The 18401-nt window shown below is 65.2% G+C and carries 28 protein-coding genes; 26 read left to right on the top strand and 2 right to left on the bottom strand.

Annotated elements, in window-relative coordinates; translation table 11 throughout:
* The first annotated feature begins 2 nt into the window (after window positions 1–2).
* From rplV to BVE01S_RS09020, 24 genes are all read left to right on the top strand, one after another.
* A complete protein-coding gene (rplV, locus tag BVE01S_RS09135) occupies window positions 3–383 on the top strand; it encodes a 50S ribosomal protein L22 (protein ID WP_017506054.1) in 381 nt (126 codons plus the stop codon).
* Window positions 383–1138, top strand: a complete 756-nt coding sequence (gene rpsC / locus BVE01S_RS09130) for a 30S ribosomal protein S3 (protein WP_017506053.1) — start codon at window positions 383–385, stop codon at window positions 1136–1138. The genes rplV and rpsC overlap by 1 nt, the downstream gene beginning before the upstream one ends.
* A 3-nt stretch (window positions 1139–1141) precedes the next feature.
* Window positions 1142–1582, top strand: coding sequence for a 50S ribosomal protein L16 (gene rplP, locus BVE01S_RS09125; RefSeq protein ID WP_017506052.1), 441 nt, complete (start codon window positions 1142–1144; stop codon window positions 1580–1582).
* The gene (gene rpmC, locus BVE01S_RS09120) at window positions 1582–1779 is read left to right on the top strand and encodes a 50S ribosomal protein L29 (protein ID WP_008263673.1); all 198 of its coding nucleotides are present in this window, start codon (window positions 1582–1584) and stop codon (window positions 1777–1779) included. Before rplP ends, rpmC begins: the two co-directional genes overlap by 1 nt.
* A 10-nt stretch (window positions 1780–1789) precedes the next feature.
* Entirely contained in the window at window positions 1790–2032 is a 243-nt protein-coding gene (gene rpsQ, locus BVE01S_RS09115; protein WP_017506051.1) for a 30S ribosomal protein S17, read from the top strand.
* 18 nt (window positions 2033–2050) lie between these two features.
* Complete coding sequence (rplN, locus tag BVE01S_RS09110; RefSeq protein ID WP_003164378.1) at window positions 2051–2419, top strand: 50S ribosomal protein L14; 369 nt, start codon at window positions 2051–2053, stop codon at window positions 2417–2419.
* 1 nt (window position 2420) lies between these two features.
* Window positions 2421–2729, top strand: coding sequence for a 50S ribosomal protein L24 (gene rplX, locus BVE01S_RS09105; protein ID WP_008263379.1), 309 nt, complete (start codon window positions 2421–2423; stop codon window positions 2727–2729).
* Window positions 2729–3289 carry a 50S ribosomal protein L5 gene (gene rplE, locus BVE01S_RS09100; protein WP_017506049.1) on the top strand — a complete coding sequence of 187 codons (561 nt, stop codon included), beginning with the start codon at window positions 2729–2731 and terminating at the stop codon, window positions 3287–3289. Before rplX ends, rplE begins: the two co-directional genes overlap by 1 nt.
* A gap of 19 nt (window positions 3290–3308) precedes the next feature.
* Window positions 3309–3614, top strand: coding sequence for a 30S ribosomal protein S14 (gene rpsN, locus BVE01S_RS09095; RefSeq protein WP_055753393.1), 306 nt, complete (start codon window positions 3309–3311; stop codon window positions 3612–3614).
* A gap of 15 nt (window positions 3615–3629) precedes the next feature.
* A complete protein-coding gene (rpsH, locus tag BVE01S_RS09090; RefSeq protein ID WP_008262310.1) occupies window positions 3630–4028 on the top strand; it encodes a 30S ribosomal protein S8 in 399 nt (132 codons plus the stop codon).
* A gap of 1 nt (window position 4029) precedes the next feature.
* Window positions 4030–4563, top strand: coding sequence for a 50S ribosomal protein L6 (gene rplF / locus BVE01S_RS09085; RefSeq protein ID WP_055753394.1), 534 nt, complete (start codon window positions 4030–4032; stop codon window positions 4561–4563).
* A gap of 3 nt (window positions 4564–4566) precedes the next feature.
* Window positions 4567–4923 carry a 50S ribosomal protein L18 gene (gene rplR, locus BVE01S_RS09080; RefSeq protein WP_066626683.1) on the top strand — a complete coding sequence of 119 codons (357 nt, stop codon included), beginning with the start codon at window positions 4567–4569 and terminating at the stop codon, window positions 4921–4923.
* 12 nt (window positions 4924–4935) lie between these two features.
* Window positions 4936–5544, top strand: coding sequence for a 30S ribosomal protein S5 (gene rpsE, locus BVE01S_RS09075; RefSeq protein ID WP_055753395.1), 609 nt, complete (start codon window positions 4936–4938; stop codon window positions 5542–5544).
* A gap of 3 nt (window positions 5545–5547) precedes the next feature.
* Window positions 5548–5736 carry a 50S ribosomal protein L30 gene (gene rpmD / locus BVE01S_RS09070; RefSeq protein WP_066626681.1) on the top strand — a complete coding sequence of 63 codons (189 nt, stop codon included), beginning with the start codon at window positions 5548–5550 and terminating at the stop codon, window positions 5734–5736.
* A gap of 142 nt (window positions 5737–5878) precedes the next feature.
* Window positions 5879–6472 (top strand): 50S ribosomal protein L15, encoded by a 594-nt coding sequence (rplO, locus tag BVE01S_RS09065; protein WP_055804617.1) that lies wholly within the window; start codon window positions 5879–5881, stop codon window positions 6470–6472.
* A gap of 128 nt (window positions 6473–6600) precedes the next feature.
* Window positions 6601–7980, top strand: a complete 1380-nt coding sequence (secY, locus tag BVE01S_RS09060) for a preprotein translocase subunit SecY (protein WP_017506043.1) — start codon at window positions 6601–6603, stop codon at window positions 7978–7980.
* 37 nt (window positions 7981–8017) lie between these two features.
* Window positions 8018–8578: an adenylate kinase gene (locus tag BVE01S_RS09055; RefSeq protein ID WP_055804620.1), complete on the top strand. Its 561-nt coding sequence runs from the start codon at window positions 8018–8020 to the stop codon at window positions 8576–8578.
* A gap of 27 nt (window positions 8579–8605) precedes the next feature.
* Complete coding sequence (locus BVE01S_RS09050; RefSeq protein ID WP_066626679.1) at window positions 8606–9337, top strand: energy transducer TonB; 732 nt, start codon at window positions 8606–8608, stop codon at window positions 9335–9337.
* 138 nt (window positions 9338–9475) lie between these two features.
* Window positions 9476–9844 carry a 30S ribosomal protein S13 gene (gene rpsM, locus BVE01S_RS09045; protein WP_026108555.1) on the top strand — a complete coding sequence of 123 codons (369 nt, stop codon included), beginning with the start codon at window positions 9476–9478 and terminating at the stop codon, window positions 9842–9844.
* Between the two features lie 9 nt (window positions 9845–9853).
* Window positions 9854–10243 carry a 30S ribosomal protein S11 gene (rpsK, locus tag BVE01S_RS09040; protein ID WP_013268944.1) on the top strand — a complete coding sequence of 130 codons (390 nt, stop codon included), beginning with the start codon at window positions 9854–9856 and terminating at the stop codon, window positions 10241–10243.
* 93 nt (window positions 10244–10336) lie between these two features.
* The gene (locus tag BVE01S_RS09035; RefSeq protein ID WP_066626677.1) at window positions 10337–11356 is read left to right on the top strand and encodes a DNA-directed RNA polymerase subunit alpha; all 1020 of its coding nucleotides are present in this window, start codon (window positions 10337–10339) and stop codon (window positions 11354–11356) included.
* Window positions 11357–11460: 104 nt separating this feature from the next.
* Window positions 11461–11880 (top strand): 50S ribosomal protein L17, encoded by a 420-nt coding sequence (gene rplQ, locus BVE01S_RS09030; RefSeq protein ID WP_055804627.1) that lies wholly within the window; start codon window positions 11461–11463, stop codon window positions 11878–11880.
* 89 nt (window positions 11881–11969) lie between these two features.
* Complete coding sequence (locus BVE01S_RS09025; protein ID WP_066626675.1) at window positions 11970–12428, top strand: GNAT family N-acetyltransferase; 459 nt, start codon at window positions 11970–11972, stop codon at window positions 12426–12428.
* Window positions 12429–12617: 189 nt separating this feature from the next.
* On the top strand, window positions 12618–13535 hold the full coding sequence (locus tag BVE01S_RS09020; protein ID WP_066626673.1) for a LysR substrate-binding domain-containing protein: 918 nt from the start codon (window positions 12618–12620) through the stop codon (window positions 13533–13535).
* Here BVE01S_RS09020 and BVE01S_RS09015 read toward each other — a convergent pair.
* Together BVE01S_RS09015 and BVE01S_RS09010 are read right to left on the bottom strand one after the other, a co-directional pair.
* Entirely contained in the window at window positions 13507–14364 is an 858-nt protein-coding gene (locus BVE01S_RS09015) for an ABC transporter permease subunit (protein WP_066626671.1), read from the bottom strand. The genes BVE01S_RS09020 and BVE01S_RS09015 overlap by 29 nt on opposite strands.
* Window positions 14354–15265 (bottom strand): ABC transporter ATP-binding protein, encoded by a 912-nt coding sequence (locus tag BVE01S_RS09010; protein WP_066626669.1) that lies wholly within the window; start codon window positions 15263–15265, stop codon window positions 14354–14356. Before BVE01S_RS09010 ends, BVE01S_RS09015 begins: the two co-directional genes overlap by 11 nt.
* 99 nt (window positions 15266–15364) lie before the next feature.
* Here BVE01S_RS09010 and BVE01S_RS09005 point away from each other — a divergent pair, with 99 nt between their 5' ends.
* Window positions 15365–16609 (top strand): alkaline phosphatase family protein, encoded by a 1245-nt coding sequence (locus BVE01S_RS09005; protein ID WP_066626668.1) that lies wholly within the window; start codon window positions 15365–15367, stop codon window positions 16607–16609.
* A gap of 62 nt (window positions 16610–16671) precedes the next feature.
* Entirely contained in the window at window positions 16672–18393 is a 1722-nt protein-coding gene (locus tag BVE01S_RS09000; RefSeq protein WP_066626667.1) for a hypothetical protein, read from the top strand.
* Window positions 18394–18401 lie beyond the last annotated feature (8 nt).

Here is an 18401-nt window from a genome sequence, read left to right as displayed (position 1 = left end):
CGATGGCCCAGACAAAAAACGAGCGTCGGGTCGCCCCGACCGAGGCCCGCGCCAAGCTGGTCAACGTGCGTATCAGCCCGCAAAAGCTGAACCTGGTCGCCGCTTCGATCCGCGGCATGCCGGTCCAGAAGGCGCTGAACGAGCTGGAATTCAGCCGTAAGCGCATCGCTGGCGACGTCCGCAAGGTCCTGTATTCGGCAATCTCGAACGCCGAGAACAACCACAACCTCGACATCGACAATCTGGTCGTCGCCGAGGCCTTCGTGGGCAAGAACCTGGTGATGAAGCGTTTCGCGAGCCGTGCTCGCGGTCGTTCGTCGCGCATCCTGAAACCGTTCAGCGAGATCACCATCGTGGTCCGTGAAGCCGGCGAGGCCGCCTGATGGGACAGAAAATCAATCCGGTCGGTCTGCGCCTCGGCGTGAACCGCACGTGGGACAGCCGCTGGTTCGCCGCCGGCGCCGACTATTCCCGCCTGCTGCACCAGGACCTGAAGCTGCGCGAGTGGCTGCGGGAACGCCTGGCCGCCGCCGGCGTGTCGCGCATCATCATCGAGCGCCCGCACAAGAAGTGCCGCATCACCATCTACGCCGCCCGTCCGGGCGTCGTGATCGGCAAGAAGGGCGCTGACATCGAGAAGCTCCGCAAGGACATCTCGGCGCGCACCGAGGGTGAAGTTCACCTGAACATCATCGAAGTCCGCAAGCCGGAAACCGATGCACAGCTGATCGCCGAGAACATCGCGCAGCAGCTGGAGCGCCGCGTGGCCTTCCGTCGCGCCATGAAGCGTTCGATGCAGTCGGCCATGCGTCTGGGCGCCAAGGGCATTCGTATGAATGTCTCGGGTCGTCTGGGCGGCGCGGAAATCGCACGTATGGAATGGTACCGCGAAGGTCGCGTGCCGCTTCACACGCTGCGCGCCGACATCGACTATGGTTTCTACGAAGCCAAGACGACCTACGGCATCATCGGCGTGAAGGTCTGGGTCTTTAAGGGTGAAGTGCTGGAGCACGATCCCATGGCGCAGGACAAGCGTTGGGCCCAGGAAGCTTCGGGTCCGTCCTCGAACGAAGGCCGCGAACGCGGCGGCCCCCGTGGCGACCGCGGTCCGCGTCGCGACCGGGGACGTGAGAACTAAGTCATGTTGCAACCGAAGAAGACCAAATACCGCAAGGCCTTCAAGGGCCGGATCCATGGCTCGGCCAAGGGCGGTTTCTCGCTGAACTTCGGGTCGTATGGCCTGAAGACGCTGGAGCCGGAACGCATCACCGCGCGTCAGATCGAAGCGGCTCGCCGCGCGATCACTCGCCAGATGAAGCGTCAGGGCCGCGTCTGGATCCGCGTCTTCCCCGACCTGCCCGTCACGGGCAAGCCGGCCGAAGTCCGGATGGGTAAGGGCAAGGGCGCCGTGGACCACTGGGCCGCGCGCTGCCACCCCGGCCGTATCCTGTTTGAAATCGACGGCGTGCCGGACGATGTCGCCCGCGAAGCACTCCGTCTCGGCGCCGCCAAGCTGCCGGTCCGCACCAAGGTCGTGACCCGTATCGACGCCGGCGTCGCGCATGTGGAGGCTGCCGCCTAATGACCAAGATCGCCGATCTGCGGTCGCAAACGACCGACCAACTGTCCGACGAGCTGCTGAAGCTCAAGAAGGAACAGTTCAACCTGCGCTTCCAGGCGGCCACCGGCCAAATGGAAAAGACTCACCGCGTTGGTGAAGTCCGCAAAGACATCGCTCGCATCTCGACGCTTCTGCGCGAGAAGCGTGCGGCCTCGTAAGGAAACGAATATGCCCAAGCGAATTCTTGAAGGCGTGGTCGTGTCCGACAAGGGCGAGAAGACTGTCGTTGTGAAGGTGGAGCGCACCCTGCTTCATCCGCTTCTGAAGAAGACCGTCCGGTCGTCCAAGAAGTACCACGCGCACGACGAAGCCAACGCGCTCAAGGTCGGCGACATCGCTCGCATCGTCGAGTGCGCCCCCAAGTCCAAACTGAAGCGCTGGGAAGTCCTTTCCAACGCCTCCGCCTCGTAATCAGAAGGATCTGATCTTATGATCCAGATGCAAACTAACCTGGAAGTGGCCGATAATTCGGGCGCCCGCCGGGTCATGTGCATCAAGGTGTTGGGCGGCTCCAAGCGCCGCTACGCCTCGATCGGCGACACAATCGTCGCCTCCGTGAAGGAAGCCATCCCGCGCGGCCGTGTGAAGAAGGGCGACGTCGTTCGCGCCATCGTCGTGCGCACCGCTAAGGACATCCAACGCAAGGACGGCTCGGTCATCCGCTTTGACAAGTCGGCCGCCGTCATCGTCAACAAGCAGAACGAGCCAGTCGGCACGCGGATCTTCGGCCCGGTTCCTCGCGAACTGCGCGCCAAGAACCACATGAAGATCATCTCGCTGGCTCCGGAGGTCCTGTAACATGGCCGCCAAGATCAAGAAGGGCGACCGCGTCGTCGTCCTCACCGGCAAGGACAAGGGCCGCACGGGCAACGTGCTGAAGGTCCTGCCCACCGAAAACCGCGTCCTCGTCGAAGGCGTCAACATGGTTCAGCGCCACACGCGCCCGAGCCAGGCTGACCCGCAGGGCGGCATCAAGAACAAGGAAGCCTCGCTTCACCTGTCGAACGTCGCGATCGCCGACGCCAACGGCAAGGCGACCCGCGTCGGCTTCAAGATCGATGGGGACACGAAGGTCCGCATCGCCAAGACGACGGGAGACGTCATCTGATGGCTACCGAGAAGTACACCCCGCGCCTCAAGGACGAGTATCACGCTCGCATCCGCCAGGTGATGAAAGAAAAGTTCGGCTACACGAACGAAATGCAGGTGCCCAAGCTGGACAAGATCGTCCTGAACATGGGCATCGGCGAAGCCGTCGCAGACTCCAAGAAGGCGAACACCGCCCTCAAGGATCTGACCGCCATCGCCGGTCAAAAGGCCGTCGCCACCAAGGCCCGTAACTCCATCGCCGGCTTCAAGCTGCGCGAAGGCATGGTCATCGGCGGCAAGGTCACCCTGCGCGGCGACCAGATGTACGAGTTCCTGGACCGGTTCATCACGATCGCGCTGCCGCGCGTGAAGGATTTCCGTGGTCTGAAGGGCACGTCCTTCGATGGTCGCGGCAACTACGCCACGGGTCTGAAGGAGCACATCGTGTTCCCGGAGATCAACTACGACCAGATCGATCAGATGTGGGGCATGGACATTGTCGTCTGCACCACGGCCAAGACCGATGAGGAAGCCAAGGCTCTCCTCACCGAGTTCAAGTTCCCGTTCGTGAAGAACTGAGCGGGAAGGGAAGAGCACAATGGCTAAGAAAAGCGCCGTAAACCGCAATGAAGCCGTCAAGGCCCTGGTTGCGAAGTATGCCGCGAAGCGGGCCGCCCTCAAGGCGACCGCCAACGACGAAAACCTGCCGCTGGAGGAGCGCTTCGACGCGCGCCTGAAGCTGGCCGAACTGCCGCGCAACTCCGCGCCGAGCCGCATTCGCAACCGCTGCGAAGTGACGGGTCGTCCGCGGGCGTTCTACCGCAAGCTCAAGATGAGCCGGATTGCGCTGCGTGAACTGGGCAACCTGGGCCAGATTCCCGGCCTGACGAAGTCCAGCTGGTAAGGGGAGCGAACAGACATGATGATCAACGATCCCCTGAGCGACATGATCGCTCGCATCAAGAACGCGGCGACCCGCAAGCGTTCCAAGGTGCTGACCCCGGCTTCCCGTCTGCGCCAGCGCGTCCTCGACGTGCTGCAGGACGAAGGCTACATCCGCGGCTACAACCTGGTTCAGAACCCAGGTGAGTTTCCGCAGTTCGAGATCGAGCTGAAGTACTTCGACGGTCAGCCCGTTATCGCCGAGATCGCGCGCGTGTCCAAGCCGGGCCGCCGCGTCTATTCGGCGATCGGCGATCTGAAGCCCGTCAAGAACGGCCTCGGCATCTCGATCCTCTCGACTTCGAAGGGCGTCATGTCCGACGCTTCCGCCCGCGACGCTAACGTCGGCGGCGAAGTCCTCTGCAGGGTCTACTGATATGTCCCGTATTGGCAAGAAAACCATCGCCGTGCCGAAGGGCGTGACTGTCACGCTCGACGGCCAGAACGTCACCGTCAAGGGACCCAAGGGCGAGAGCGCCTGGACCGTCGCCGACGAGATCGAAGTCAAGCAGGAAGGCGACGAACTGTCGCTGACGCCGCGTTCGGACACGCCTCGCGCTCGCGCGATGTGGGGTCTGTCGCGCACCCTGGTCGACAACATGGTCGTCGGCGTCACCACGGGCTTTGAAAAGTCGCTGGAGCTGGTCGGCGTGGGTTACCGCGCCGCGATGAAGGGCGACGCCCTTTCGCTGCAACTCGGCTTCTCGCACGAAGTCGATATCGCTCCGCCGGCCGGCGTCAGCTTCGCTGTGCCGAAGCAGACCGAGATCAAGATCTCGGGCGCTGACAAGCAAGCCGTCGGTCAGATCGCCTCGGTCATCCGCAAGCTGCGTCCGCCGGAGCCCTACAAGGGCAAGGGCGTCCGTTATGCGGGCGAGAAGGTCCGTCGCAAGGAAGGCAAGAAGAAGTAAGTCATGGCTCTTTCTCTTCGACAACAAGCCAAGCGCCGCTCGGAGCGCACGCGTCGCCGCCTGAAGGCTGTCGCCAACGGTCGTCTGCGTCTGTCGGTCTACCGTTCGGACAAGAACATCTCGGCCCAGATCATCGACGACGCCCAGGGCGTGACCGTCGTGGCTGCCTCGTCGCTGGAAGGCGGCAAGGGCAGGCGCGGTTCGGACACGGCTGCGGCCGCCGCGATCGGCAAGCTGATCGCCGAACGCGCCATCGAGAAGGGCGTCAAGGACGTCGTCTTCGACCGTGGCGAGTACATCTATCATGGACGGGTGAAGGCGCTGGCGGAAGCCGCGCGTGAAGCCGGCCTGAACTTCTAAGGGACGCGACAGATGGCGCAACAACCCCAACGCGGCGGCGGCGGCAACGATCGCAACCGTCGTGACAACCGCAACGGTCCCGCTGCTGATGGTCCGGATTCCGACATCGTCGAGAAGCTGGTGCACATCAACCGCGTCGCCGCCACCGTCAAAGGCGGCCGTCGCTTCAGCTTCGCAGCCCTGATGGTCGTCGGCGACGGCAAGGGTCGCGTCGGCTTCGGTCACGGCAAGGCGCGCGAAGTGCCGGAAGCCATCCGCAAGGCGACCGAAGAAGCCAAGAAGACGATGATCCGCGTTCCGCTGCGCGAGAACCGCACTCTGCACCACGACGGCAACGGCCGTTGGGGCGCTGGCAAGATCATGATGCGCGCCGCCCCTCCCGGGACCGGCGTCATCGCGGGCGGTCCGATGCGCGCTGTGCTCGAAACCCTCGGCGTCCAGGACGTCGTGGGCAAGTCGACCGGTTCGTCGAACCCCTACAACATGATCCGCGCGACGTTCGAAGCGCTGAAGGTCCAGTCCTCGCCCCGTCAAGTCGCGTCCAAGCGCGGCAAGAAGGTCGCGGATCTGATGGGCCGCCGCAACGACGGCGCCTCGGCGCCCGAAGCCGTGGAGTCCTAAGTCATGGCTGAGAAGAAAACCGTCACCGTCAAGCAGACCGGCTCGCCGATCCGCCGCAAGAACGACCAGCGCGCCACCCTGGTGGGCCTGGGTCTGAACCGCCTGGGTCGTGAATCCACGCTGGAAGACACGCCTTCGGTTCGCGGGATGATCGCCAAGGTCGCCCACTTGACCGCGATCGTCGAGAAGTAAGCCGTTTCGCCCTCTCCCGAACCCGGGGGAGGGCGTTTCTGCACTTGCGAATACCCAGAGGGTCGCCTATCAGCGGCCCTTCATTTTTTCCAAGCCGAGTCCGGACGATGTCCGGGCGCTAGCACCCGAAAGGATCAGGCACATGAAACTGAACGAAATCCGCGACAACGAAGGCGCCCACAAGAAGCGCATGCGCGTCGGCCGTGGCCCCGGTTCGGGCAAGGGCAAGACCGCTGGCCGTGGCGTCAAGGGTCAGAAGTCGCGTTCGGGCGTCGCCATCGGCGGCTTCGAAGGCGGCCAAATGCCGCTGTACATGCGTATGCCGAAGCGCGGCTTCAACAACGCCAATGCTCTGAAGCTGGCTGAAGTGAACCTGTGGCGCCTGCAAGACGCCGTCGACGCCGGCAAGCTGGACGCCAAGTCCGAACTGAAGGGCGACGCCCTGGTCGCCGCCGGCGTGATCCGTCGCGTCAAGGACGGCGTGCGTCTGCTGGGCACCGGCGAGCTGAAGCAAGCGCTGAACCTAGTCGTCTGGTCGGCCACCGCCGGCGCCAAGAAGGCCATCGAGGCCGCTGGCGGCTCGGTCGTCGAGCAACGCATCGAAGCCGAAGCCAAGGCCGCCGCGCGCGTCGAGAAGCGCAACGCCGCCAAGGGCAAGGCTCCGGCTCCCAAGGCGCCGCGCGGCGACGAGAACAAGATCTCGGCCCGCACCAAGCGCACCGCCGCCAAAGCTTAAGTCACGCGTCGTCGCGGCGATTAGGTCGTGACCTGATTACATCTGCGACGACGAAAGAACGGAAGCGGCCCTCGCATGAGGGCCGCTTTCCGCCTATCTGACGACTCAATCAGTCGTGGGGACGCATAATGGCTTCGGCCGCAGAACAACTCGCCGCCAATATGAATATGGGCTCGTTCGCGAAAGCGACCGAACTGCATAAACGCCTGCTGTTCACGCTGGGCGCGCTTCTGGTCTATCGCATCGGCACCTATGTGCCGATCCCGGGCATCAACTCGCAGGCCTTCTTGCAGTTCTTCCAGAACCCGGACGGTCAGCGCGGCATCCTGGACATGTTCAACATGTTCTCGGGCGGCGCGGTCGAGCGTATGGCCATCTTCGCCCTGAACGTGATGCCCTACATCTCGGCCTCGATCATCGTGCAGCTGATGGGCACAGTGTATCCGCCCTGGGAGAAGCTGAAGAAGGAAGGCGGCGAAAGCGGCCGCAAGCAGCTGAACCAGTACACCCGTTATCTGACGGTGTTCCTGGCGCTGGCCCAGTCCTTCGGCATCGCGGCGGGCCTGAACAGCACGGCCGGCCTGGTCGACAACCCCGGCATCTTCTTCATCATCTCGACGGTCGTGACCCTGACCGGCGGCACCATGTTCCTGATGTGGCTGGGTGAGCAGGTGACGGCGCGCGGCGTCGGCAACGGCATCTCGCTGATCATCTTCGCCGGGATCGTGGCCGTTCTGCCGTCGACCATCGCCCGGCTGCTGGGCCTGGCCCAACAAGGTCAGATGTCGGCCTTCGCCCTGCTGTTCATCGCCATCCTGGCTGTGGCCACCGTGGTCTTCATCGTCTTCATGGAGCGCGCCCAGCGCCGTCTTCTGATCCAGTATCCGAAGCGCCAGGAAGGCAATCGCATGGCCGGCGGCGAACGTTCGTTCCTGCCGCTGAAGGTCAACACCGCCGGCGTGATCCCACCGATCTTCGCCTCATCGCTGCTGATGCTGCCGACGACGGTTGCGACCATGACGGCTAACGCCGACCTGCCCAGCTGGATGAGCTGGCTGCCGCTGGTGACGGCGCAGCTGACGCACGGCCAGCCGCTGTTTATGGCGCTGTATGCCGCCCTGATCGTCTTCTTCTGCTTCTTCTACACCTCGATCACCTTCAATCCCGAGGACACGGCCGAGAACCTGCGCAAATACGGCGGCTTCCTGCCGGGCATCCGTCCGGGCAAACGCACGGCGGAATATCTGGACTATGTCCTGACCCGCCTGACCGTGATCGGCGCCGCCTACATCACCGCAGTCTGCCTGCTGCCGGAGTTCATCGTCAGCCAGTTCGGCAACAGCCTGTACTTTGGCGGAACGTCTATCTTGATCGTCGTCTCGGTCACCATGGACACTGTGGCCCAGATTCAGTCCCAACTGCTGGCGCATCAGTACGAAGGCCTGATCAAGAAGGCCAAGCTGCGTGGTCGTGGCGGTCGCGGCGCTCCCACGCCCGTTCGCCGCTAAGTCTTAGGTTGTCAGACGCCCAGGGGAGGGCTGAAGCATGAACTTGATCCTGTTCGGACCGCCGGCGGCGGGCAAGGGCACCCAGGCCAAGCGGCTGGTGGAAGAGAAGGGCATGGTCCAGCTCTCCACCGGCGACATGTTGCGCGCGGCCATCGCCTCGGGCTCGGAGCTGGGGCTCAAGGTCAAGGATGTGCTGGCGCGCGGCGATCTGGTCACGGACGAGATCGTCATCGCCCTGATCGAGGATCGCCTGCCGGAGGCCGAGGCCGCCGGCGGCGCCATCTTTGACGGCTTCCCTCGCACCGTGGCCCAGGCTGAGGCGCTGGACGAGATGCTGGCCAAGCGCGGTGTTCAGATCGACGCCGTCGTGCGCCTGAAGGTTGACGACGCCGCCCTGACCGAACGGATCGCCAAGCGCTTCGCCGAACAGGGCCGGCCGGACGACAATCCGGAATCGTTCAAGGTCCGGCTCGAGGCCTACAACCGCAACACTGCGCCTCTGCTTCCCTACTATGAAGCCCAGGGCAAGCTGACCGAAGCCGACGGCATGGGCTCGATTGAGTCCGTCGCCAAGGCGATCGACGAGGCCCTGGCCTGATTTGCGTTTTCGGGCGTTGATCGCCTGATGACCGAGTTGGACGATCCCAAACCCGAAAAGACCCGCCTGCGTCGCTGGCGCATGGCGGGCATATTCGTCGGCGTCGCCGTCGCGGAAATCGGCTTGTTCCTGTGGCTGGGACAGGTGAGGGGGGCGGCGCCGACGCCCGTGGTCGAGCCGCAGCCGTTCGAGGTCGTGCTCTACGATCCGCCGCCGCCGATTTCCAACGAACCCCCGGCGCCCGAGACCGGCGGCGGCGCCCCCGCTGCGCCATCCGTCATTCACACGCCGCCGCCTCCGCCCAAGGAACGCCCCCGCGAAGTTCCCGCCCCGCCTGTCAAGGCGCCGGAGCCTGCGCCCGTCGTCGGGATCGCACCGTCGCCGTCGCCGCAACCCGGCTTCGGCCAGGGCGGGCAGGGGACAGGCAGCGGATCCGGCGTCGGCTCTGGATCCGGCCCCGGCAGCGGCTCGACCGGACCGCGTCTGGTCACAGGCCCCACCATCGGCCAGATTCGCGCCAACCACCCGCCGGGCGCCCGAAGCCGGTATGGCCGGGTCGAACTGTCCTGCGTCATTCGCCTGGACAGCCGGCTGGACGGTTGCCGCGTCGTTCAAGAGACGCCCCCCGGCCTGGGCTTCGGCGCGGCCGGCCTGCAAGTGTCGGGCTATTTCCGCTTTCAGCCCCCTACCGAAGACGGTCGCCCCGTCGAGGGCCAGCGGGTCACCGTCGGCGTCGATTTCGGCCGCCCACCACGCTGAAGCGGCTCCGCGCGGGAGCGGATGTTGACGCCCGGTGAATCATCTGTATAAGGGCGCCTTCCCGCGAAGGGCGCCACGCTCCTGGTTTGTTAACCGGAGCGTTTGTTGCGTCTGACTAACGCGTATCTGGAGAATTTCGTGGCCCGTATTGCTGGCGTCAACATCCCGACCAACAAGCGCGTAGAGATCGCGCTTCAGTATATCCATGGCATCGGCCCCGCCGCCGCCAAGGACATCACCGAGAAGGTGGGCATCGAGCCCGCTCGCCGGGTGAACCAGTTGACGGACGCCGAAGTCCTGTCGATCCGTGAAACGATCGACAAGGATCACACCGTCGAGGGCGACCTGCGCCGCGAGACGTCGATGAACATCAAGCGTCTGATGGATCTGGCCTGCTATCGCGGCCTGCGTCACCGTAAGGGGCTGCCGGTCCGCGGCCAGCGCACCCACACGAACGCCCGCACCCGCAAGGGTCCCGCCAAGCCGATCGCCGGCAAGAAGAAGTAAGACAGACACATGGCCAAGGAACCGGGTCGCGTAAAGAAGCGCGAGCGCAAGAACATCACCTCGGGCGTCGCCCACGTGAATGCTTCGTTCAACAACACCATGATCACGATCACCGATGCCCAGGGCAACGCGATCTCATGGTCTTCGGCGGGTCACATGGGCTTCAAGGGTTCGCGTAAATCGACCCCTTACGCCGCTCAGATGGCTGCGGAAGACGCAGGCAAGAAGGCCCAGGAACACGGCGTGAAGACGCTGGAAGTGAACGTTTCGGGTCCGGGCTCCGGCCGTGAATCGGCCCTGCGCGCGCTGCAGTCGGTCGGTCTGACGATCACGACGATCCGCGACGTCACGCCGATGCCGCACAATGGTTGCCGTCCGCCCAAGCGTCGTCGCGTCTAAGCGATAGCGTTCTAAGGCACCCCCAATCTCCGTCCGCTCCATCATGGCCTCGTCGACAAGGCCGGAGCAGGCGAAACCCGTTCGAGGGACAAAATGATCGAAAGAAACTGGCAAGAGCTGATCCGTCCCGAGAAGCCGCAGATCGAGATCGGTTCCGACGCCCAGCGCAAGGCGCGCCTGGTGGCCGAACCCCTCGAGCGTGGCTTCGGCGTGACGCTCGGCAACGCGCTCCGTCGCGTTCTGCTGTCCTCGCTGCAAGGCGCAGCCGTCACGGCCATCCAGATCGACGGCGTCGTTCATGAATTCTCGTCGCTGGAAGGCGTGCGCGAAGACGTGGTCGACATCGTCCTGAACATCAAGCAACTGGCGCTGCGTATGCATGCCGAAGGCCCCAAGCGCATGACCCTGCGCGCCACGGGCCCCGGTCCGGTGACGGCCGGCCAGATCGACGTGCCGGCGGACATCGAGGTTCTGAACTCCGACCACGTCATCTGCACGCTGGACGACGGTGCATCGGTGCGCATGGAACTGACCGTCCAGAACGGCAAGGGCTATGTCGCCGCCGAGTTGAACCGTCCGGAAGATGCGCCGATCGGCCTGATCGCCGTCGACGCCCTGTATTCGCCGGTCAAGAAGGTGGCTTACCGCGTCGAGCCGACCCGTCAGGGTCAGTCGCTGGACTACGACAAGCTGCTGCTGGAAGTCGAAACCAACGGTGCGGTCACGCCGGTTGACGCCGTGGCCTACGCCGCGCGCATCCTGCAGGATCAGCTCCAGATCTTCATCACCTTCGAAGAGCCCAAGAAGGCTGTCGAGCAGTCGGACGGCAAGCCGGACCTGCCCTTCAACCCGGCGCTGCTGAAGAAGGTGGACGAGCTGGAACTGTCGGTTCGTTCGGCCAACTGCTTGAAGAATGACAACATCGTCTACATCGGCGACCTGATCCAGAAGACCGAGGGCGAAATGCTTCGCACCCCGAACTTCGGCCGCAAGTCGTTGAACGAGATCAAGGAAGTTCTCACGACGATGGGCCTCAGCCTCGGCATGGACGTGCCGAACTGGCCGCCCGAAAACATCGAAGATCTGGCCAAGAAGTTCGACGACCAGATCTAAGTTCAACCCTCCGCCCGTCTCCTTCGGGAGAATGTCGGGGCGGTTAGAAGATTACGGTTCCAGGTCCGCTTGAGGATACCGGTTCCGGAGTAGGAGAGACCCAGATGCGCCACGGCGCCGCCCATCGTAAACTCGGTCGCACGAGCAGCCACCGCACCGCCATGTTCGCCAACATGGCCGCCTCGCTGATCAAGCACGAGCAGATCACCACGACCCTGCCCAAGGCGAAGGAACTGCGTCCCTTCGTCGAGAAGCTGGTCACCCTCGCCAAGAAGGGCGACCTGCACGCGCGTCGTCAGGCCATCAGCCAGGTTCGCGACGTGCCGCAAGTCGGCAAGTTGTTCGAGACGCTTGGCCCGCGCTACAGCGAGCGTAACGGCGGCTATATCCGCATCATGAAGGCCGGCTTCCGCCACGGCGACAACGCCCCGATGGCCGTCATCGAGTTCGTCGACCGCGACGTCGAAGCCAAGGGCAAGGACTCCGGTCCGGTTCTGGCCTTCGAAGGCAACGACGAAGACTAAGATTTGGTCGTTTGACCAAACGCCGGAAGGGCGGTCGGAGCGATCCGACCGCCCTTTTGCTTTGCGTGGAAACTGGACATGAGGGGTGAATGACCGTCGCCATCGTCGATTTCCGTCCCGATCACGCCTCCGCCTGGGCGCAATTGAACACCGCCTGGCTAGTCGAGGGCGAGTTCGCCATCGAGGCCAAGGATCGGCTGGCGATCGACGATCCGCAGGGCGTATTCCTAGACAAGGGCGGGCGCGTCTTCATCGTGGAGAGGGATGGGGAGGCCGTGGGCTGTTGCGCCATGGTCCCGTCCGACGACGCGGTGGAGGTCTGCAAGATGACCGTCACGCCTGCTGCGCGCGGCCTGGGGCTGGCGCGACGCCTGCTCGAGGCCTGCGAAGCGGCGGCGCGGGAAATGGGCACCGCCCGGCTCTATCTCGAAACCAATAGCGCCCTCAAGCCCGCGATCGCTCTGTATGAAAGCGCCGGCTTCCTGCATCTGCCGCCACGGCCCACGCCCTATGCGCGCGCGGACGTCTTCATGGAGAAACGCCTTTAGCCGTCCCAGAGCGCGGCGATCGCCATGCTCCATATGAGGAGAATGCACAGGCCGTAGGCGATCTGATCCTGAAGCGAGCGGCGGGGTGGTTTGGGCGGTGGGTTCGGAAGCGGCATCGTCAAGCTTGAAGCCGATAGGCGACGACGGCGAAATCGATTAAGCGGGTGACGGTCTGTGAGGAGAGGTCACATGTCAGGTCGCGCGCCGCCGCCGCTGAATGCGCTGCGAACCTTCGAGGTGTTCGCGCGGCACGGCAGCATGACCCGTGCAGCGACCGAATTGTGTGTCACCCACGGCGCGGTGAGCCGTCAGATCGCGGCCCTGCAGGCCTCACTGGGCGTGGCTCTGGTGACCGGGCCACGCCACGCGCTGACGCTGACCGAGACTGGCGCAAAGCTGGCCGAGGGCCTGACGCCAGCGTTTAGTGCGATCAAGGATGCGGTAGAGGCCGCGCGGCAGGGCGTGGCGCGGGAGATCGAGATTTCCTGTCTGGGCACCTTCGCCTTGAAATGGCTGATCCCGCGCTTGCCGTCCTTTCTGGAGGTGCATCCTGACGTGCGCGTTAGGGTTTCGGAATCCTATGCGCCTGTCGATTATCGGCGCGACCGCTTCGACGGCGCCATCCGCATCGTGGAGCCTGACCAGGTCCATGTGCGAACCGAAGCGACGCCCTTCTTGGCTCAACATCAGGGACCGGTCGGATCGCCATCCATGGTGGCTCAGCTGCCAACGATAGAAGCCTTAGCCAGCGCGCCGCGGCTGCATTCGGCGACCTTTCGGCGGGCGTGGTCGGTCTGGGCTGAACTGGCCGGCGTGACCCTGCCGCCTGCGACGATGGAGCGAGAATTCGCGCACAATCATTCGCTGGTGGAGGCGGCGATCGCTGGATTGGGCGTGGGGATTGCGCCCTGGGCCTTCGTGGCGCCAGACGTGATGGCCGGTCGGTTGGCCGCGCCGTTCGGCTTTGTCGAGCGGCCGTCCCGGTTCGTCTTTCTGCGGCCGGAAGGCCGCAAGGATGCGGCGGTGGACGCCTTCCGCGACTGGCTAGTTGCGGAAGGCGCGCGCAGTCCTTCGCCGCCTATTCCTTGGACAAATCCTGGCGGTTGAACCAGACGATGGAGGCGGCGAAGGGGACGCCAATCCAGAGGGCCAGGCTGAGAACGCCCTTGAGTCCGGCATGGTCTGGCAGTTGCGCCGCCGATGCGCCGCTCTCGATGGCGGCCTTCAGCAGGTCGGTGGCCATGCCGGGCGACAGCAGGGGCAGAAGCCAGCCGTCCGGCCTCACGCCCATCGGCAGCAGCAGTTGCGGCAGGAAGAACTGGGCCACGCCGATCACCAGCGGTGCGAACAGGGCCGCAAGCAATGAGCGGGTCACCACGGCGGCCAGAAGGCCGAGCATGGTGAACTGCAGGATGCGCGCCCAGGAGGTCAGGGTCAGCAGGCCGAAGTCCGTCGCGGCTGCGCCGGTCATCGAGAAGGTGAGGGGGCGGCCGAACACCGCCGCCTGGATCACACTGGCGATCACGTCGGAGATCAGGGCGGCAATGGTCGCCAGCACGATCACCAGACCCACCACCGCGACCTTGCCGGTCAGCAGGTTCGGCCGGGTGTTGCGCGCGCTGATCAGCCGCCAGGTTTCCCAGCGATAGTCGCCGGCGTAGATGGTCGCCGCACCGATCAGGACGAACATCAGGATCGCGGGATTGGCGAAGTCGCCCGCGCTCTTGACCAGGGCCATTCCCAGATCGAGCGGGCCGCCCTTCATCATGTCCGGCGGCAGCTTGCCCGCCAGCTTGGCCTCATTGGCCTTGGCTACGACGAAGCCCAGGGTGGCGAGGATTACGCCCATGATCGGGATGAACAGCACGCTCCAGAACAGGGCGGTGCGGTTCTTGGACAGGCGGTAGGTTTCGGAACGGATCGCGTCAGCCAGCACGGTTTTGCTCCTGCACGCCGGTCCAGCCGGTTTCGCTCATGAAGACGTCTTCCAGGTCCGCGCCGATCCAGCGGGCTTCTTCGATATCGATTCCGCCCTCGACCAGAGCCTTGATGGCGGCGGCGGCTTCGCTACGCGGCACGGCGGCCACAAGTGCATCGCCCTCCAGCGTCGCGCGCTCGCCCAGCACGGACATGGCCTTCGCCAACGGCGTAACCGACAGGCGCAGACGCTCGCCCGAGGCGGTCAGGTCGGAGACGCGGCCCTCGGTGATCACCTTGCCCTTGTTGAAGATGGCGACGCGGTCGCAGACGCGCTGGACCTCCTGCAGCTGGTGGCTGGCCAGGATGACGGTGACGCCGTCATGGTCGGCCAGGCTGCGGATCAGGGCGCGCATCTCCTGGATGCCGGGCGGATCCATGCCGCTTGTCGGTTCATCCAGAATGACCAGATCCGGCTTGGTCATCAGGGCGGCGGCGACGCCCAGGCGTTGCAGCATACCGACCGAAAAGCCCTTCACGCGCCGATTGGCGGCCTCGGTCAGTCCGACGCGTTGCAGCCAGTCAGCGATCTCGGCCGAGGACACGCCGCCATGGGCGCGGGCCAGCCATTCCAGCACCTGGCGGGCGGTCATGAACGGCGGAAAGCGCGGCGTCTCGATCATCGAGCCCATGCGCCGCATCGAGGCCGGATCGCCGATCCGACCGCCCATCACCGTGGCCACGCCCTCGGTCGGACGAATCAGACCCAACAGGGTGCGAAACAGCGTCGATTTGCCCGCACCATTGGGACCCAGAATGCCGTAGACCCCGCCGCGCGGGATCGACAAGGTCAGGCCGTCCAAGGCCTTTACCGTCCCGTAGGTCTTGGTCAGGCCGCGAATGTCGATGACGGTTTCCATACGCCAAGCTTGGCGAGTGAACGCCGGTCGCACAAGCCGTCGCGTGGCTGTCGTCCATTAAGTTTAGGCAATGGTTCAGTGTCGCCTTGGAGTAAGTTCATGTCTCGTTTCGTCGCCGCCAGCCTGGCCGTGGCCGCCGCCTTCGCCGTCGCGTCCTGCGCCGGGGCCCCGCAGTCCGCCCTTACATCTCCGATTGTCGAGCAGGCCGCGCAGACGACCCGTCCCGATCTGGTCATCCTGGTGTCGATCGACGGCTTCTCGCCGGACTATCTGGGCAAGGGGCAGACGCCGGTGCTGGATGGACTGGTCGCCGGCGGCGCGTTCGGGTCGATGCGGCCGTCGTTCCCCAGCATGACCTTCCCCAACCACTATACGCTGGTGACGGGACTGCACCCGGACCATCACGGGGTGGTCGGCAACCGGTTCACCGACGCGCAATTGGGCGCCTTCACCATGGCCAGCAAGGAAAGCGGCTTCTGGGATCAGGGCGAGCCTATCTGGGTCACGGCCGAAAAGGCCGGCGTGCGCACCGGCACCATGTTCTGGCCGGGATCGGAGGTCGAAATCCACGGCGTAAGGCCCAGCCAGTGGGCGCCGTTCGACCAGGGAATGCCGGGCGATGCGCGCGTGGATCGTCTGCTGTCGTGGCTGGACCTGCCGTTGGATCAGCGACCGAAGCTGGAGACGCTCTATTTCGACATCGTCGACACCGCCGGTCATCGCAACGGCCCCGATTCAGCCGAGACGCGCGCCGCCGCCGCATCGGTGGACGCCTCGATGGCACGGTTGATCGAGGGGCTGAAGGCGAGGGGGCTTTATGATCGCACGATGCTGGTCGTGGTGTCGGATCACGGCATGGCCGCGACCTCGCCGGATCGGGTCGTGTGGATCGACGACATCATCGATCCGGCTGCGCTGAAGATCGGCTATGGCGGAGCGGTCCTGACCGCCGATCCGGCGCCGGGCCGCGAGGCCGAGGTGCAGCAGAAGCTGGTCGGACGCCATCCGCATATGGAATGCTGGAACAAGGCCGATGTGCCGGCGCGGCTGGTCTATGGATCCAACCCACGCGTGGCGCAGATCGTCTGTCTGGTCGAGACTGGCTGGTTGACGGCGACGCGGGATCGGCCCGTGACACGGGTGGGCGGCGCCCACGGTTATGACAATCAGGCGCCGGAGATGGCGGCGATCTTCATCGCCCACGGGCCGGGTGTGGTCGCCGGGCGTCGGCTGACCGATCTGGACAGCGTCGATGTGCAGCCCTTCCTGGCGCGAATGCTCGGGATCGCGACGCCGGCCGGCGACGGGCGGGCGCAAGACACCTTGCCCGTCACCATGCCCTGATGGGGTGATTGGCGAGCCGACGATTTGAGCGCACACTGGTCGCCAGAGGAAGAGGGGCGAAGATGCGCAAGAGTCTGTGGGTCGCGACGGTTTCGGTCGCCTGTCTGATTGCGCCCGTGGCGGTCGCCGACGCCACGGCGACGGCGGCGACCCTGGCCCTGATCACCAATCCGCAGGTCTGCGGCCGGGTCGGCGCCGTCGGCGATGTCCAGCCGACACGCGACATGGTCATGGCCCCGGGCTTCGGCGACGAGGGCTTCGCGGTTGATACGCAGAACCCCGAGGCCCAGGCCTGGTTCGACCATGGCGTGCGGCTGCGCTGGGCGTTCGAGCATTCGGAATCGGTGCGGGCGTTCAGGAAGGCGAGGCAGTTGGACCCGTCGTGCGGCATGTGCGCCTGGGGCGAGGCTTGGGCGATCGGGCCGAACCTGAATGGCGGCGGCGGCGATCCCGAATCGATCGCCACAGGCCTGCGCGTCGCCCGTGACGCGCGGCGTCTGGCCCGAGACGCTACGCCGATGCAGCGCCAGATGATCGACGCCCTGATCCAGCGCTATTCCGGCAAGGAGAAGACCCGCGCCCTGCGTTACGCCCGCGCCATGGACCGGATCGCAAAGCGTCATGCCGACGACGTATCGGTCGCCTCGATCACCGCCGACGCCTGGATGCTCCAGCCCGAGGGCGAATGGTGGGACAAGGACGGCAAGGCGACCGATCCGGCCGTCACCCGCGCCATGGCGATCCTGGAGCACGCCCTGACGGTCAAGGCGAACGATCCGGGCGCCATTCACCTGTACATCCACCTGACCGAATGGTCGGACGATCCGCACAGGGCGCTGGCCTATGGCGAGCGGCTGGCCCTGCTGGCGCCGGGGGCCAGCCATCTGGTGCATATGCCGTCGCACACCTTCTATCGGGTCGGGCGCTACAAGGACGCGATGATGTCCAACGTCAACGCCGTGGCGCTGGACAAGAGCTACGACCAACTGGTCGGCCCGCCCGGGGGGATACGCGGCATGCGGCTGCATGCCCACAACATCCATTTCGGCATGGGCGGCGCCCTGATGGCGGGCGGAGCCGAGCGGGGGCTGGAGCTGGCCGACTGGTATATGGCGACCTATCCGCAGCTGGCGGGACCGCCCGAGGCGGGCGAGGACGGCTATATCGTCTATCGTCAGGTGATGGCGGCGGACGCCTATGCGCTTTACGGCCGGTTCGGATCGGACGCCCAGGTCGCGGCGCTGGCCGAGCCGGACGTGGGCCGTCCGCTGATGCGGGTAGGCTGGCGCTATGCGCGGGGTGAGGCGGCGGCGCGGCGCGGCGATGCGGCGGCGGTTCGGATCGAGGCCCAAGCCATCGCCGCCCTGCTGGCGGACAAGGCGTTCAAGGGCCCGATGGCGGATCGTCAGACCGGTTTCGCCGAACTGTTCCAGAAGGTGCTGAAAGGCCGCGCGGCCATGATCGATCAGGACTATCCCGCCGCCATCGCCGCCTATGGGCGGGCGGCGGCGATCCAGGCCATGGCGCCCGAGGGCGGCGATCCGCCGATGATCTGGTACCCGACGCGCCGAAGCCTGGCCGCCGCCATGCTGGCGTCCGGCGATGCGGCCGGGGCCAAGGCCAAGATCGGCGAGCTGCTGAAGGATTGGCCGAACGACCCGTACAGCTACTACGTCCTCTACCGCGCCGAACAGGCGCTGGGCGACGAGACCGCGGCCAATGACGCCCTGCGCCACGCCGGCGTCGAATGGATCGGCGGACAGATGAGTTTGGCCGAGGCATAGCGCCTCGG

Source organism: Brevundimonas vesicularis NBRC 12165 (genome assembly GCF_001592205.1).
GTDB classification, from domain to species: Bacteria; Pseudomonadota; Alphaproteobacteria; order Caulobacterales; family Caulobacteraceae; genus Brevundimonas; species Brevundimonas vesicularis.
Note: the sequence above shows the minus strand (reverse complement) of the source record. Positions and strands in the feature narration are given on the sequence as shown.

Bases quoted from the DNA above. Each gene is read 5' to 3' on its own strand.
- BVE01S_RS09020 (WP_066626673.1), top strand. From the start codon at position 12,618: ATGTCAGGTCGCGCGCCGCCGCCGCTGAATGCGCTGCGAACCTTCGAG.
- rpsK (WP_013268944.1), top strand. From the start codon at position 9,854: ATGGCCAAGGAACCGGGTCGCGTAAAGAAGCGCGAGCGCAAGAACATC.
- rpsE (WP_055753395.1), top strand. From the start codon at position 4,936: ATGGCGCAACAACCCCAACGCGGCGGCGGCGGCAACGATCGCAACCGT.
- rplO (WP_055804617.1), top strand. From the start codon at position 5,879: ATGAAACTGAACGAAATCCGCGACAACGAAGGCGCCCACAAGAAGCGC.
- BVE01S_RS09010 (WP_066626669.1), bottom strand. From the start codon at position 15,265: ATGGAAACCGTCATCGACATTCGCGGCCTGACCAAGACCTACGGGACG.
- BVE01S_RS09000 (WP_066626667.1), top strand. From the start codon at position 16,672: ATGCGCAAGAGTCTGTGGGTCGCGACGGTTTCGGTCGCCTGTCTGATT.
- BVE01S_RS09055 (WP_055804620.1), top strand. From the start codon at position 8,018: ATGAACTTGATCCTGTTCGGACCGCCGGCGGCGGGCAAGGGCACCCAG.
- rpsH (WP_008262310.1), top strand. From the start codon at position 3,630: ATGATGATCAACGATCCCCTGAGCGACATGATCGCTCGCATCAAGAAC.
- secY (WP_017506043.1), top strand. From the start codon at position 6,601: ATGGCTTCGGCCGCAGAACAACTCGCCGCCAATATGAATATGGGCTCG.
- rplV (WP_017506054.1), top strand. From the start codon at position 3: ATGGCCCAGACAAAAAACGAGCGTCGGGTCGCCCCGACCGAGGCCCGC.
- BVE01S_RS09050 (WP_066626679.1), top strand. From the start codon at position 8,606: ATGACCGAGTTGGACGATCCCAAACCCGAAAAGACCCGCCTGCGTCGC.
- BVE01S_RS09035 (WP_066626677.1), top strand. From the start codon at position 10,337: ATGATCGAAAGAAACTGGCAAGAGCTGATCCGTCCCGAGAAGCCGCAG.
- BVE01S_RS09025 (WP_066626675.1), top strand. From the start codon at position 11,970: ATGACCGTCGCCATCGTCGATTTCCGTCCCGATCACGCCTCCGCCTGG.
- rpmC (WP_008263673.1), top strand. From the start codon at position 1,582: ATGACCAAGATCGCCGATCTGCGGTCGCAAACGACCGACCAACTGTCC.
- rpsN (WP_055753393.1), top strand. From the start codon at position 3,309: ATGGCTAAGAAAAGCGCCGTAAACCGCAATGAAGCCGTCAAGGCCCTG.
- rplP (WP_017506052.1), top strand. From the start codon at position 1,142: ATGTTGCAACCGAAGAAGACCAAATACCGCAAGGCCTTCAAGGGCCGG.
- rplR (WP_066626683.1), top strand. From the start codon at position 4,567: ATGGCTCTTTCTCTTCGACAACAAGCCAAGCGCCGCTCGGAGCGCACG.
- BVE01S_RS09005 (WP_066626668.1), top strand. From the start codon at position 15,365: ATGTCTCGTTTCGTCGCCGCCAGCCTGGCCGTGGCCGCCGCCTTCGCC.
- rplE (WP_017506049.1), top strand. From the start codon at position 2,729: ATGGCTACCGAGAAGTACACCCCGCGCCTCAAGGACGAGTATCACGCT.
- rplQ (WP_055804627.1), top strand. From the start codon at position 11,461: ATGCGCCACGGCGCCGCCCATCGTAAACTCGGTCGCACGAGCAGCCAC.
- rpsQ (WP_017506051.1), top strand. From the start codon at position 1,790: ATGCCCAAGCGAATTCTTGAAGGCGTGGTCGTGTCCGACAAGGGCGAG.
- rpsC (WP_017506053.1), top strand. From the start codon at position 383: ATGGGACAGAAAATCAATCCGGTCGGTCTGCGCCTCGGCGTGAACCGC.
- rplX (WP_008263379.1), top strand. From the start codon at position 2,421: ATGGCCGCCAAGATCAAGAAGGGCGACCGCGTCGTCGTCCTCACCGGC.
- rpmD (WP_066626681.1), top strand. From the start codon at position 5,548: ATGGCTGAGAAGAAAACCGTCACCGTCAAGCAGACCGGCTCGCCGATC.
- rplN (WP_003164378.1), top strand. From the start codon at position 2,051: ATGATCCAGATGCAAACTAACCTGGAAGTGGCCGATAATTCGGGCGCC.
- rplF (WP_055753394.1), top strand. From the start codon at position 4,030: ATGTCCCGTATTGGCAAGAAAACCATCGCCGTGCCGAAGGGCGTGACT.